The 322-nt window shown below is 70.5% G+C and carries 1 protein-coding gene; it reads right to left on the bottom strand.

What is annotated here, in order from left to right:
* Window positions 1-322, bottom strand: a 322-nt coding sequence (locus HKX41_10895; protein ID NNC24637.1) for a hypothetical protein, incomplete at both ends; no start/stop codon positions are given.

The raw sequence follows: 322 nt of genomic DNA, 5'->3' as shown, positions 1-322 counted from the left end.
GACGAACAGCTCCGCGGCCGAGCGGACGAGGCTCGCGACGAGGATTCCGAGCCCCACCGCCATCGCGACCAGCATGATCCCGACGCCGGCGGGTGCGGGCGTCGGCTCGGCGACCAGCGCGGGCACGAGCGAGGCGATGAGCAACACCCCGCCGACGCCAATCGCGGCCTCGACGCCGCGGAGGACGACGTAGCCGACACGACCCTCGATCTGTTCTCTGAGCGACGCGTCCGAACGGACGACGCGTGCGAGCGAGTACAGCGTCTCACAGCAGACGACGGCCACGAGTACGAACGCGACGAGCGGCGTCAGGACGAGCGAA

The organism is Salifodinibacter halophilus (assembly GCA_012999515.1).
GTDB lineage: Bacteria > Pseudomonadota > Gammaproteobacteria > Nevskiales > Salinisphaeraceae > Salifodinibacter > Salifodinibacter halophilus.
The sequence above is the reverse complement of the archived record's forward strand: the minus strand, read 5'-3'. Positions and strand labels throughout refer to the sequence as shown.